General features: G+C 69.5%; 11 protein-coding genes. 10 read left to right on the plus strand and 1 reads right to left on the minus strand.

Annotated features, from left to right (window positions below; genetic code table 11):
* The first annotated feature begins 155 nt into the window (after positions 1 to 155).
* Positions 156 to 1,049, plus strand: coding sequence for a LysR family transcriptional regulator (locus tag ACFULQ_RS12990; RefSeq protein ID WP_383542155.1), 894 nt, complete (start codon positions 156 to 158; stop codon positions 1,047 to 1,049).
* A 73-nt stretch (positions 1,050 to 1,122) separates the two neighbouring features.
* Positions 1,123 to 2,181 carry a tartrate dehydrogenase gene (locus ACFULQ_RS12995; RefSeq protein ID WP_383542158.1) on the plus strand — a complete coding sequence of 353 codons (1,059 nt, stop codon included), beginning with the start codon at positions 1,123 to 1,125 and terminating at the stop codon, positions 2,179 to 2,181.
* Positions 2,182 to 2,349: 168 nt separating this feature from the next.
* On the opposite strand, the gene ACFULQ_RS13000 is transcribed toward ACFULQ_RS12995, so the two are convergent.
* Positions 2,350 to 3,972, minus strand: a complete 1,623-nt coding sequence (locus ACFULQ_RS13000) for a PucR family transcriptional regulator (RefSeq protein WP_383542160.1) — start codon at positions 3,970 to 3,972, stop codon at positions 2,350 to 2,352.
* A gap of 278 nt (positions 3,973 to 4,250) precedes the next feature.
* Here ACFULQ_RS13000 and solA point away from each other — a divergent pair, with 278 nt between their 5' ends.
* From solA to ACFULQ_RS13040, 8 genes are all read left to right on the plus strand, one after another.
* Complete coding sequence (solA, locus tag ACFULQ_RS13005; protein ID WP_383542163.1) at positions 4,251 to 5,387, plus strand: N-methyl-L-tryptophan oxidase; 1,137 nt, start codon at positions 4,251 to 4,253, stop codon at positions 5,385 to 5,387.
* Between the two features lie 120 nt (positions 5,388 to 5,507).
* Positions 5,508 to 6,191, plus strand: coding sequence for a haloacid dehalogenase type II (locus ACFULQ_RS13010; protein WP_383542165.1), 684 nt, complete (start codon positions 5,508 to 5,510; stop codon positions 6,189 to 6,191).
* Between the two features lie 127 nt (positions 6,192 to 6,318).
* A complete protein-coding gene (locus ACFULQ_RS13015; RefSeq protein WP_383542168.1) occupies positions 6,319 to 7,338 on the plus strand; it encodes an ABC transporter substrate-binding protein in 1,020 nt (339 codons plus the stop codon).
* A 7-nt stretch (positions 7,339 to 7,345) separates the two neighbouring features.
* A complete protein-coding gene (locus ACFULQ_RS13020) occupies positions 7,346 to 8,302 on the plus strand; it encodes an amino acid ABC transporter permease (protein ID WP_383542170.1) in 957 nt (318 codons plus the stop codon).
* Positions 8,299 to 9,066 (plus strand): amino acid ABC transporter ATP-binding protein, encoded by a 768-nt coding sequence (locus tag ACFULQ_RS13025; protein WP_383542173.1) that lies wholly within the window; start codon positions 8,299 to 8,301, stop codon positions 9,064 to 9,066. The genes ACFULQ_RS13020 and ACFULQ_RS13025 overlap by 4 nt, the downstream gene beginning before the upstream one ends.
* A 157-nt stretch (positions 9,067 to 9,223) precedes the next feature.
* Positions 9,224 to 10,504: an NAD(P)/FAD-dependent oxidoreductase gene (locus ACFULQ_RS13030; RefSeq protein WP_383542176.1), complete on the plus strand. Its 1,281-nt coding sequence runs from the start codon at positions 9,224 to 9,226 to the stop codon at positions 10,502 to 10,504.
* Positions 10,505 to 10,545: 41 nt separating this feature from the next.
* Positions 10,546 to 11,997 (plus strand): NAD-dependent succinate-semialdehyde dehydrogenase, encoded by a 1,452-nt coding sequence (locus ACFULQ_RS13035; protein WP_383542179.1) that lies wholly within the window; start codon positions 10,546 to 10,548, stop codon positions 11,995 to 11,997.
* Between the two features lies 1 nt (position 11,998).
* Positions 11,999 to 12,982, plus strand: coding sequence for a D-2-hydroxyacid dehydrogenase (locus tag ACFULQ_RS13040; RefSeq protein WP_383542182.1), 984 nt, complete (start codon positions 11,999 to 12,001; stop codon positions 12,980 to 12,982).
* Positions 12,983 to 13,019 lie beyond the last annotated feature (37 nt).

Here is a 13,019-nt window from a genome sequence, read left to right on the forward strand (position 1 = left end):
GGGCGCAACGCGTGTGATGCGATGGCCGCATCAGGTGACGTGCGACAGGTCTTGATCGACCATGTGGCGACGGTGTCATGTTGCGTCATCGAACGGCGGTCACAGCCGACGGAGGCACTCGGTCGCTGTCGGCCGAGGCAGGACAGAAGGCGTGTATGGACGTTCGGCAGCTGGAGTACTTCCTGGCCATTGTCGACCGCGGTGGGTTCAACCGTGCCGCCTCGGCGCTGTACGTGTCGCAGCCGTCGCTGTCGCAGGCGGTGCGGGCACTGGAGCGTGACCTCGGTTCCGAACTCTTTCATCGGATCGGGCGCAGGGCGGTGCTGACGGAGGCCGGAAGGGCCCTGATCGAGCCTGCCCGGGAGGCCGTGCGGAGTCTGCAGACGGCGCGGGCGAGCGTCGCGGCGGTGCACGAGCTACGCGAGGGACGCCTGGACGTGGCATCCGTGCCCTCGCAGGCGGTGGAACCGCTGACGAGTCTGGTGAGTACCTTCAGCCACCGGTACCCCGGCGTCTCCGTCGCCGTCAAAGCGGCGTTCACCGCACGTGACGTCATCGACATGGTCCGCACGGGTGTCGTGGAACTGGGGCTCTTGGCGTCCACCGGGCCGTTCTCCGACAAGGAGGTCGTCTCCTACGCGCTGGAGCGGCAGCGCTTCGTGCTGATGGTGCCGGCCGACGGCCCGTTCGCCGGTCGGACGGCGGTGGACTGCCACGAGCTTGCCGGGCAGCGGCTGATCGTCGGGCAGCCGGGTACGGGGATGCGCGCCTACGTCGACGCGCTGCGGGAACAGGGCATCGAGTTCACCATCGCCGCCGAGACGGAGCACCGGGTGTCGCTCATGCCGCTGGTGCTGGCCGGGGTGGGGCTAGCGGTGATCATGGATTCCTGGCGGGACCTCGCCCGGCGGCTGGGCGCCCGCGTCCTGGACATCGAGCCGGAGACCAGCTTGGACATCGCTCTCGTCAGCCGGCGCGGCAGCCTGTCGCCGGCAGCCGCCGCGTTCGTCACGGCCGCCACCGGTAGAGGACAGGCACCACTGGGCTGATAAGCGCCGCCTATAAGGGATATCCGCTTTGCGTCTTGGACGCCCCACGCACCGCCTTGCTGCAATCGACGGCATGACGACAACCCACCGCATTGCCCTGATCCCCGGCGACGGCATAGGCGCCGAAGTACTGCCCCCAGCACAGCAGGTGCTCGACGTTCTCGGCCGCCGCCACGGCTTCAGCCTTTCCTACACGTCGTACGACTGGTCGTGCGAGCGGTACCTGCGGGAGGGCGCCATGATGCCCACCGACGGGCTCGACCAGCTGCGCGACAAGGACGCGATCCTGCTGGGCGCCGTGGGATACCCGGGAGTGCCCGACCACGTCTCGCTGTGGGGGCTGCTGATCCCGATTCGGCGCAGCTTCCGGCAGTACGTCAACCTCCGGCCCATCCGTGTCTTCGAAGGCGTCGACACTCCGGTGCGCGGCGCACGTGCGGGCGACGTCGACTTCGTCGTCGTCCGGGAGAACGCCGAGGGCGAGTACAGCGAGATCGGCGGACGGCTGAACCAGGGCACGTCCGAGGAGCTGGCCGTCCAGGAAGCGGTGTTCACCCGCGCCGGGGTCACCAGGATCGCCGACTACGCCTTCTCGCTCGCCGCCCGCCGCCGAGGACGGCTCACCTCCGCCACCAAGTCCAACGGCATCATCCACACCATGCCGTTCTGGGACGAGCTGATCGCCGAGCGGGCCGCCGGGCACCCCGGCGTCACCTGGGACCAGGAGCACATCGACGCGCTGGCGGCCAAGTTCGTCCTCGACCCAGCCCGCTTCGACGTCGTCGTCGCCTCCAACCTGTTCGGCGACATCCTGAGCGACCTCGCGGCCGCGGTCGCCGGATCCATCGGCATCGCCCCGTCGGCCAACCTCAACCCCGAGCGGGACTTTCCCTCGATGTTCGAGCCGGTGCACGGCTCCGCGCCCGACATCGCGGGACAGGGCATCGCCAACCCGCTGGGCGCGATCTGGTCCGCGGCCCTGATGCTCGAACATCTCGGCCACGCCGCCGCGGCCCAGGACATCACGGATGCGATCGCGTCGATTCTGGCCAAGAGGGACACCCGTACCCGCGACCTGGGCGGAACCGCGACCACCGCCGAGTTCACCGACAGGCTGATCGAGCTCCTCTGAGTAGTGTCCTGCCACGGTGCGCGGCGGGGACGACGCCACCCGCCGCTCGCCGGGCAGTCCCCGCCTGCTTCCAGGCGGGGTCGGGGGCCTGATCGTCGTCGACGCTCTTCAGAGCGACGCCGGGTGTGCGCGCCGATTCTCGCCGACGGCGTGAACCCATCGGTGGGGTCATGCGCCAGGAGCAGGCGCCTCACCCGCGTCCAGGACCAGTACCGCGACATGCAGGGACGTGCGCTGCAGACCGGATTCCAGGTCGCAGCCGAGGAGACGTTCGATGGTGTGCAGGCGCTGGTAGTACGCCTGCCGGGACATGCCGGCGTGTTTCGCCGCGACCGACTTGTTCCCGGCCGCCGCGAGATAGGCGCGCAGCGCCGGGAGCAGGTCGCCGTTGTTGCGGTCGTCGTGCTCTATGAGGCGCGTCAGTTGCCGTTCCGCGTACCGCTGAAGGCGCGTGTCCGCCCGCAGGACGCCCAGCAGGTCCGGCAGCCGGACGTCGGCGGGGACGTAGAACCATCGCTCCGGAGAGGCCGGGGTGATGGCCTCCGCGGTCTGCTCCGCCTCCTGCCACGACCGGGCGATCCCGCCGAGGTCGGTCACCCCGGGGCCGACGGCGACGACCGCCCGCGGGCCGAGTTCTTCCCGGGCCAGCCGGCCGATCCGCTCGGCGACCGGCTGCCAGGCGCTCGCCTGTGCCAGTGCCATGAGGACGCCGATCCGGCCCGGGGCCGTCTCGCCGACCAGGGCGCGCACGCCCGTGTGCGTCAGCGCCTTCGCGATCCGCTCGTCGAGGTGATCGTCCTCGGTGCCGGTGCGCGGGTGGCGGATGACCACGGCGAAGAGCCGGTGTCCGGAAGTGGGCAGCCCCAGCGCCTCGGTACGGGCCCGCGCGTCGGCGGGAGAGCGGAAACGCCGTTCGTACAGGTCTCGCAGTACGGTGCGGTGGGCCCGGCGCTCCCACCAGGCCTGCCCCGCAAGGCGCGCCATGGTCAGCGCGACCGCCGCGCTCTCCAGCACGAGGACGTGTTCGGGGTCGGGCTCGGCGTTGAGCCGGCCCTCCAGCAGGACCAGCCGCCCCCAGGGCCCGTGGTGGTCCTGCACCGGTGCGACCAGCCACCCCTCCGGGCCGCTCGGCGTGATCCTCTCCGGTGTCGGTGCGGCCCGCGATCGCCTCGACCAGGCCGAGACCACCGGTTCGTACGGCCGACCGAGCAGCTCGCACATGAGGACCCGGTGGGTGAGATCCTCCAGCACCACGGGGGCTCCGGTGAGCTCCGCGGTGGTGTGCACCAGCTCCTCGGGATCCGCGCCCCGCAGCGTCAGGGCGGTGAAGATGTCCTGGATGTCCCTCCCGCGACGCAGCAGGGCCCCTTGGGCGTCGAGGATGAGCGCGTGCACCGTCTGCGTGACGTCGATGAACCGGACGCCCCGGGCCAGCTCGACCAGCGGCACGTCACGAGCGCGGCACGCCGTCACCAGCTCGTGGGGCACCTTCTGGTACCGGTATCCGAGCTCCACGACCAGGCCGGCCGCGCCGACGTCCGCGAGCTGGTCGACGTAGCCGCGCAGCTCGGAGGCGTCCTCGGGATGCGGCATGCCGGTCGTCAGTACCAGCTCGCCGCCCTCCAGGAAGTCCGCGGGGTTGAGGAGCTCGGTGACGTGCACCCAGCGCACCGGGCTGTCCAGCCGTGACTCCCCGGCCAGCACGCGCGGCATCCCTTCGGCGAGCACGGGCAGGAGCAGTACCTCCCTGAGGGTGGGGAAGTGCCCGGTTACGGTGTGTCTGGGCGGCATAGGGGGTCTTTCTTCTGAAGGAATCCGGCTCACCATGGCACCGGCCACACATGGTGACAAGAGGCGGCCCGTCATTCGGGCAGTCCGGTCGTCCGCAGTGACAGACCGTCTCGAGAAGGCCCCAAGCCGGAACAGAGTGTGGGTTGACCTGCGGGTTCCGGCGGGCGGAAAGTGAACGCCATCCCCGGCAGGATCCGAACCGCAAAGGTCCGCACGGTATCCGCAGCGTGCTGGGGCCCGACTGCCACCCAGACCACACCATCGAGAGGAGCGACCTCATGCGCATCCCGAAGCGCGTCGCCGTGATCGGTGCCGGCAGCATGGGCAGCCAGGCCATGTGGCGACTGGCCGCCCGCGGAGCCGAGGTCATCGGCTACGACCGGTACGCACCGGGTCACGACCGCGGCGCGGCCGGGGGCGAGAGCCGCATCTACCGAGCCGTCCACCTCGGTGAGCCCGCGTACATCCCTCTGCTGCGGCTGGCGGACCGGATGTGGGAGCAGCTCCAGAGGGAGACCGGCCTGTCGCTTCGACGCCGCAGCGGCAGCCTGGTGATGGGGGAGGCCTCCTCATCGTCCATGAGCCTCCTCCTGTCCACCAGCACCGCCCAGGGGCTGGATCACGAGGTCCTGGAGCGGGAGGAACTCGCCCGCCGCTACCCGCAGCACCTGCTCCCGGACGGACACATCGCCGTCCTGGACCGCTTGGGCGCCGTCATCAGGCCGGAGGCGTCCATACAGGCCGCCGCGAGCCGTGCCGAGCACCTGGGCGCCCGGCTGCACCGCTACACCACGGTGCGCGAGGTCGTCCCCGCGCCGGGCGGCGGGGTGCGGGTCGTCACCGACCAGGGCACGGACCACGTGGACGCCGCCGTGGTGACCGTGGGCCCCTGGATCAACACCCTGCTCCCGGACCTTCCTCAAGCCATCGACGTCCGGCGGGTGGTCTGCTCCTGGCACCTGCCCACCCGTCACGACTGGTTCGCGGGCGGTGCTCCTCCGTTCGTGCGTGCCGTACCGCACGACTGCTTCGGAATCCCGTCGCCCGACGGCATCTCCGTCAAGCTCGGTCTCTCCTTCAAGTACCACGCGCCGGTGCCGGAGCCCGAACGGCTCGACCGCACGGTCCGCCCCGAGGAACTCGGCACCTTCCGCGAGCTCATCGACGAACTCATGCCCGACCTGAACCCCGACCCCATCAGGATGTCGGCCTACATGGAGGGCTACACGCAGTCCGGCAACCCGCTCGTCGGTCATCTCCCCGGCGAGGACGACATCATCGTCATGGCCGGATTCTCCGGCAGCGGCTTCAAGATCTCGCCCGCGATGGGAGAGATCGCCGCCGACCTGGCGCTCGACGGCACCACCCGGCACCCGGTCGGCTTCCTTGCTCCGGCGGGTGTCGGCGCCGCCTGATCGCAGGCGACCGGCCACGGCGTCGCCCTGCACTCCGACTCGCGTGTCGCGAGCATGACAAAGAGAGTCCCGTACCGGGCCATGTCCGGTTACCCACGCACAAGAGACTGGAGTACCTCCATGCGTCCCATCCCCTCCTTCCAGTTCCGCCCGAAGTACGTCTCGTTCGACTGCTACGGCACGTTGATCGAGTGGCCGATGAACCCCATCACCCGTGAACTCGTCGGTGACCAGATCCCGGCCGAGCACTGGGACCAGTTCGTCAAGGAGTTCCGCGGCTACCGCTACGACTCGATCCTCGACGCGTTCCGCCCCTACGAGCAGACGCTCCAGGACGCCTTCGAAAAGGTCTGCCGCAAGTGGGGCGTCAAGGCCGCCCCGGACGCCGGCAAGCGGTTGGCCGACGGCGTGCGCAGCTGGGGCCCGCACGCGGATGTGCCGGAACCGCTGAAGAAGATGGGCGAGCACTACAAGCTGGTGATCCTCTCCAACGCCGAGGACTCCTTCCTCGCGGAGAGCGTGCCCCGGCTCGGCGCGGACTTCCACGCGGTCTTCACCGCGGAGCAGGCCGGCTACTACAAGCCCCGCTATGCGGCGTTCGAGTACATGCTCGACCAACTCGACGCGTCCCCCGAGGACTTCGTGCACGTCTCCTCGCACACCCGCTACGACCTGATGCCGATGCACGACATGGGTTTCCGCAACCTCGTCCTCCTGGACCGCGGCTACGACCCGGTCACCCACGGCTACGACTACGTGACCGTCAAGTCCCTCGACGAGCTCAACCAGATGCTGGGCATCTGACGCGCCACGACGCCGTCCCACCCCCGGACCGAGCCACACATCGTCCCCGCATCACGGCCACCCGCATCCGTCGCACCCCTCGCATCACAGGCTCCCCGTATCCCCGCGTTCCCCAGGAGGCACCGCCATGGAAAACAACCGGACCAGCCGCAGAACCGTACGCCGCACCGCAGGCGCCGTAGCTGCCGCCATGCAGGCCAACCGGCAGTTGAGCATCCCGATCGTCACGACCGCCCTGGCCCTCGCGCTCGCCGCGTGCGGCGCGGGCGCCACGGGGCAGAACGTAGGGGCGAAGAGCACGGCACAGGGCGCAGGATCCGGCTCGTCGGCCGAGCACACCGACGACATCTCGGTCGGTGTGAAGCCGGACCCGAACGCGGTGAAGCTGCTGCCCGCGGCGGTGAAGGCCAAGGGCACGCTCTCGGTGCCCATGGACCTGTCGTACCCGCCCACCACGTTCATGGCATCGGACAACAAGACCCCGATCGGATTCAACCCGGACATCGCCCGGCTGATCGCCGCCAAGCTCGGCCTGAAGCTCCAGATCAACAACGTCAAGTTCGACACCATCATCACCGGACTGCAGGCCAACCGGTACGACTTCACCGCCTCCACCATGGGCGCCACGACGGACCGGCTGAAGGCGCTCGACATGGTCGACTACTTCAAGGCCGGGACCGGAGTGTCCGTCCCCTACGGCAATCCGCAGAACCTGGGCACCCACACGCTGTGCGGGCACCACGTCGGTGTCACCTCCGGCAGCACCCAGGAACTGCAGTGGCTGCCCCAGCTGTCGAAGCAGGACTGTACGAGCAAGGGCAAGCCGGCCATCAAGGCGGTGACCCTGCCCAGCGTGAACGACGCTCTCACCCAGCTGGTCTCCAAGCGGATCGACGCGGTGATGTACGACTTCATCGCGCTCGAGTGGGCGGCCGCGCAGCAGCCGAAGACGTTCGACGTCCTCAAGCCCCTGGTGACCACCAAGCCCGTGACCGTCGCCCTGAAGAAGGACTCCCCGCTGACCCCCGCGGTGCAGGCCGCTCTCCAGTCGATCATCGACAGCCCCAAGTACGCCCAGGCGCTGGGCCGCTGGGGGCTCCAGGACCTGGGGATCAAGACCGCGGCCGCGGCCGTCCCGCAGGACTGAGACGCCGATGGACGTGATCGAGACCACGACGACCAGGAGCGGACCGGTGTCACCACTACGGGCTGAGGAGAAGAAGCGGATCACGCCGAAACGTCCGCGCGACTACGTCGCCTGGGCCGTGGCCATCGCGATCGTCGCCGGTCTGGTGTGGACCGCGGTGACGAACGAGAACTACCGCTGGCCCGTGGTGTTCAGCTACTTCACCACGCAGACCATCCTCAACGGCCTGCTGGTCACGCTGCTCCTGACCGCAGCGAGCATGGGATTGGGCACGCTGCTGGGGCTGGTGCTGGCGGTGATGCGCATGTCGCAGCAGCGGCCCGTTGCCGGGCTGGCCCAGCTCTACATCACCTTCTTCCGCGGCACGCCGGTGCTCGTGCAGCTGGTGTTCTGGTTCAACATCGCGGCGCTGTACCCGAACCTCTCCATCGGCATCCCGTTCACCGACATCTCCACGCCGGTGAACGTGAACGCGATCATGACGCCGATGACCGCGGCCATCGTGGGACTCACCCTCAACCAGGCCGCCTACATGTCCGAGATCATCCGCGGCGGCTTCGCCTCGGTCAGCCGCGGACAGCACGAAGCCGCCGAGTCCCTGGGCATGTCGGGGTTCACCAAGCTCCGCCACGTGATCATCCCGCAGACCATGCCGGCCATCATCCCCGCCACCGGCAACCAGGTGATCGGCATGCTCAAGGAGACCTCACTGGTGAGCGTGCTCGGCGTCGCCGACCTTTTGCAGAGCGCCCAGGCGATCTACGCCCGCACCTACCAGACGATCCCGCTGCTGATCGTGGCCAGCCTCTGGTACCTGATCATGACGCTGGTGCTGAGCGTGCCCCAGTCCATGATCGAGCGCCGATTCTCCCGCTCCACCCGGACACGGCTGACCCCGGCCGCCACCCCGGCCGAGCCCGGGACCGGCCCGCTCGTTCCCACCACGAGGGAGTCCCTGCTGTGAACCCGGACGGAACGATCGTCGCACGCAAACTGTGCAAGAGCTTCGGACGTCACCAGGTCCTGCGTGACATCGACCTGACCGTCGCGGCCGGGGAGATCTCCTGCATCATCGGACCCAGCGGATCCGGCAAATCAACCCTGCTGCGGTGCATCAACGGGCTGGAGACCGTCGACCGCGGCGTCCTCAAGGTCAACGGAGAGGACTTCGGCTACGTCGAGAAGGACGACGCCTACCACGCCGTACGCCCCAAACGGCTGGCCCAACAACGCGCCCGCATCGGCATGGTGTTCCAGCAGTTCAACCTGTTCCCCAACATGACCGCCGAGAGCAACGTCATGTCCGGACCGGTACTGGTGCAGAAGAAGAACCGCGCCGCCTCCCGGGAGCAGGCACAGCACCTGCTGGCCAGGGTCGGCCTGGAGGGATGCGGCCACAAGTACCCCGCCCAGCTCTCCGGCGGCCAGCAGCAGCGCGTGGCCATCGCCCGCGCACTGGCGATGGAACCCACCATCATGCTGTTCGACGAACCCACCAGCGCGCTGGACCCCGAGCGCGTGGGCGAAGTACTCGCCGTCATGCGCGACCTCGCCGGCAACGGCATGACCATGCTCCTCGTCACTCACGAGATGGCCTTCGCCCGCGAAGTCGCCGACGAAGTCCTCTTCATGGACGAAGGCATCGCCGTCGAACGCGGCGACGCACGCGAAGTCCTGGCCAACCCCCGCGAGAAACGCACCCAGGCCTTCCTCGAACGAGTGCTGTAGAAGCGGCGCTGCAGAAGCGCCCAGCACACGCGGCAGCGGGTCCGGCTCCAGTTCGACGTCGATCCGACCGTCACAGCGCCATGACAGCGCCGACGGCCGGGCGCCCGGTGGTGCCCGGCCGTCCCTCACCACGAAACTCCCCCGCTAAGGACCCGAGATGAAGACGATTCCCTATTGGATAGAAACCGCCGGGGCGTTTCCCGACCGATCCGGCAAGCCGCTGACCGAGGACACCGACGTGGTGGTCATCGGCGCCGGCCTGACGGGTCTGTCCACCGCCCTGCACTCCGCCCGCAAGGGCGCCCGCGTCACCCTCGTCGAGAAGGGCCAGATCGGCTCCGGTGCCTCCGCCCGCAACGGCGGCATGGCCAACCTGGGCTTCACCATCGGCGTGGGCCAGGCCATCCGCCGCTACGGACTCGAACGGGCCCGCGAGATCTACAACTCCTACGGCGAGGCCGTTGACACCGTCGAACGGCTCGTCAACGAGGAGTCCATCGACTGCCAGTTCCGCCGCGTCGGACGCCTGGGCGTCGCCTCCCGCCCCGCCCACTTCGAGAGCAAGAAGGCCCAACAGCGCGCCCTGGGAAAGCACTTCGGACACGAGACCACTCTGATCGGCAAGTCCGAACTGCGTTCCGAGATCGGCTCCGACGTCTACCACGGCGGCCTGCTCGACCCGTTCAGCGCCGCCCTGCACGTCGGCCGCTTCGTGCGCGGCATGGCCGAGGCGTGCGAGCGCGCCGGTGTCGAGATCCACGAGCGCAACGCCGGCGTCGGCGTACGCCGTACCGCAGCCGGACGGTTCGAGGTCAGCACCGAGCGCGGCGTGATCCGCGCCGGGCAGGTCATGCTGGCCACCGACGCCTACACCGACCGGAACTTCCCCTGGCTGCGCCGCCAGCAGGTCTGTGTCGGCAGCTTCATCATCGTCACCGAGCCGCTCGGCGAGGAACTCGCCCGGGACATCATCCCCAAGGCCCGCCTCATCGTCGACTCCAACAAGGTCTGCCACTACTTCCGGCTCACCCCGGACAACCGGCTGCTGTTCGGCGGCCGCGCCCGCTTCGCGCCGTCCGACCCCACCTCGGACAAGAAGAGCGGGGCCGTCCTGTTCCGTGAGATGTGCGAGATCTTCCCCCAGCTCTCCCGCACAAAGATCGAGTACGTGTGGGGCGGCTCCGTCGGCTTCGCCATGGACCGCATCGTGCACGCCGGGCAGACCGACGACGGCGTCTACTACTCCATGGGATACGCAGGCCACGGCGTGCAGATGGCCACCCACATGGGGCAGGTCATGGCCGAAGTGATGGACGGCCACCCCGAGGTCAACCCCGTCCGCGACATAGCCCCGCCCCGCATCCCCCTCTACAACGGCACCGCCTGGTTCCTGCCCTTCGCGGGCGCCTACTACAAGACGCTCGACCGCATCCGCTGACCGGTCGGCAGCCCCTCTGCACCCACAAGGAGATACCCACGATGACTGTCGTCCGTGATGTACCCAAGCAGCTGTTCATCGGCGGCGATTGGCAGGACGCGGAGTCCGCCCGGACCCTCTCCGTCGACAACCCGGCCACCGGCGAGGAACTGTGCCAGGTCGCCGACGCCTCACCCGGCGACGGCCGGCGTGCCCTCGAAGCGGCGGTCGCCGCGCAGGCCGCCTGGGCCGCCACCCCGCCGCGCGTGCGCAGCGAGATCCTGCGTCGCGCCTACGACATCATCATCGCGCGCACCGAGGACCTCGCGCTGCTGATGACCCTGGAGATGGGCAAGCCCCTGGCCGAGGCGCGGGCCGAGGTCGCCTACGGCGCCGAGTTCTTCCGCTGGTTCTCCGAGGAAGCCGTCCGTGTCGACGGCGGCATGATGACCGCCCCCGACGGCAGGAACCGTCTGCTGGTCACCCGTCAGCCCGTCGGACCCTGTCTGCTCATCACTCCCTGGAACTTCCCCCTGGCCATGGGCACCCGCAAGATCGGCCCCGCCATCGCCGCGGGCTGCACCATCGTCCTCAAACCCGCCCCGCAGACGCCCCTGACCAGCCTTGTCCTGGCTCAGATCCTCACCGAAGCGGGGCTGCCGGCCGGTGTGCTGAACGTCGTCACCACCTCCGACGCCGCCGGCGTCGTCGAACCCCTGCTGCGCGGCGGGCAGATCCGCAAGCTGTCCTTCACCGGATCCACCCAGGTCGGCCGGATCCTGCTGGCCCAGTGCGCCGACACCGTCATCCGCACCTCCATGGAACTGGGCGGCAACGCCCCGCTCCTCGTCTTCGATGACGCCGACCTCGACGTGGCCGTCGAGGGCACCATGGTCGCCAAGATGCGCAACATGGGCGAGTCCTGCTGCGCGGCCAACCGCATCTTCGTCCACGCCTCCGTCGCCGACGAGTTCGCCCAACGCCTTACCGCCCGCATGGCCGCCCTCACCGTCGGGCCCGGCACCGAACCCGGCACCGACGTCGGTCCCCTCATCGATGTCGTCGGCCGCAGCAAGGCACACGACCTCGTGCGGGACGCCGTCAAGCGCGGTGCCACCGTCCTGACCGGCGGCGAACTCCCCGAGGGCCCCGGCTGCTTCTACCCGCCCACCGTCCTCACCGGCATCGCCCCCGACTCCGCGATCATCGACTCCGAGATCTTCGGCCCGGTCGCCGCGATCCGCACCTTCGAGACCGAAGACGAGGCCGTGGCCGCCGCCAACGACACCGAATTCGGCCTGGCCGCCTACCTGTTCACCCAGAACCTCGACCGTGCCCTGCGAGTCGCCGAACGCCTCGAAAGCGGCATGATCGGCATCAACACCGGATTGGTGTCCAACCCCGCCGCGCCCTTCGGCGGCGTCAAGCAGTCCGGCCTGGGCCGCGAAGGCGGACGCGTCGGCATCGACGAGTTCCTGGAGTACAAGTACCTGGCCGTCCCCGTCGGAGCCTGACATGCGCGACCGACTCGTCGTCCTCTACCGCGGCAACCGGCCCCCCGCCACCGCGCGCCTCGAAGACCTGGCCGACACCGTCTACGCCACCGAGGAGGAGCTGCCCTACCTCCTCCCCGGCGCCGACGTCCTCCTGGCCTGGGTGAACATCACCCCGGCCATCCGGGAGGCATGGCCCGATGATCCCCACAAGGCGCCCCGCTGGGTGCACGCGTCCTCCGCCGGCGTGGACTCCTTCCTGTTCCCCGCCCTGGTGGACGATCCGCAGGTGGTCCTGACCAACGCACGCGGGGTCTATGAGCAGCCGACCGCTGAGTACGTCCTGGGCCTGATCCTCTCCCTCGCCAAGGACTTCCCCGGCACCTGGGAGCACCAGCGGCGCCGCGAGTGGCGCCCGCGCCCCAGCGACGGCATCACCGGACGCACCGTGCTGGTCTGGGGGACGGGGCCGATCGGCCGGGCCATCGCCCGGCTGTTGCGCGCCGTCGGAATGCGGGTGAGCGGAGCCGGCCGCGCACCCCGTACGGACGACCCCGACTTCGGCACGGTCCACGGCGCCGCGACCCTGCGCTCCGCCCTGACAGAAGCGGACTACATCGTCCTGGCCGCTCCCCTCACCCAGGGCACCCGGGGAATGGTCGACGCCTCCGTGCTGGCGGCCATGAAGCCGGGGGCCCGGCTGATCAACGTAGGCCGGGGCGGACTCGTCGACGAGGAAGCGCTGGTCGACCACCTCGCCGCCGGACGGCTCGCGGGCGCGGCCCTGGACGTGTTCGCCCAAGAACCCCTGCCGGCCGAATCACCTCTGTGGAACCTGCCCGGCGTGATGATCTCCCCACACACGGCGGGCGAGACCACCAGCGAGCGCGAGGCGCTCATCGAGGTGTTCCTCGACAACTTCGCCCGCCGCCTCGAGGGCCGGCCGCTGCGCAATGTGGTGGACAAGCAGCGCGGATACGTGGTCGACGACACGTACCCCGCCTGAAGGCGAGCAGGGCGTGGCCCCGGCCGGTAACTCCTAC

This window comes from Streptomyces sp. NPDC057253 (assembly GCF_042669125.1).
Classification (GTDB): Bacteria; Actinomycetota; Actinomycetes; order Streptomycetales; family Streptomycetaceae; genus Streptomyces.

Coding starts and splice junctions, on each gene's coding strand:
- solA (WP_383542163.1), top strand. CDS start 4,251: ATGCGCATCCCGAAGCGCGTCGCCGTGATCGGTGCCGGCAGCATGGGC.
- ACFULQ_RS12995 (WP_383542158.1), top strand. CDS start 1,123: ATGACGACAACCCACCGCATTGCCCTGATCCCCGGCGACGGCATAGGC.
- ACFULQ_RS13020 (WP_383542170.1), top strand. CDS start 7,346: ATGGACGTGATCGAGACCACGACGACCAGGAGCGGACCGGTGTCACCA.
- ACFULQ_RS13000 (WP_383542160.1), bottom strand. CDS start 3,972: ATGCCGCCCAGACACACCGTAACCGGGCACTTCCCCACCCTCAGGGAG.
- ACFULQ_RS12990 (WP_383542155.1), top strand. CDS start 156: ATGGACGTTCGGCAGCTGGAGTACTTCCTGGCCATTGTCGACCGCGGT.
- ACFULQ_RS13030 (WP_383542176.1), top strand. CDS start 9,224: ATGAAGACGATTCCCTATTGGATAGAAACCGCCGGGGCGTTTCCCGAC.
- ACFULQ_RS13015 (WP_383542168.1), top strand. CDS start 6,319: ATGGAAAACAACCGGACCAGCCGCAGAACCGTACGCCGCACCGCAGGC.
- ACFULQ_RS13040 (WP_383542182.1), top strand. CDS start 11,999: ATGCGCGACCGACTCGTCGTCCTCTACCGCGGCAACCGGCCCCCCGCC.
- ACFULQ_RS13035 (WP_383542179.1), top strand. CDS start 10,546: ATGACTGTCGTCCGTGATGTACCCAAGCAGCTGTTCATCGGCGGCGAT.
- ACFULQ_RS13010 (WP_383542165.1), top strand. CDS start 5,508: ATGCGTCCCATCCCCTCCTTCCAGTTCCGCCCGAAGTACGTCTCGTTC.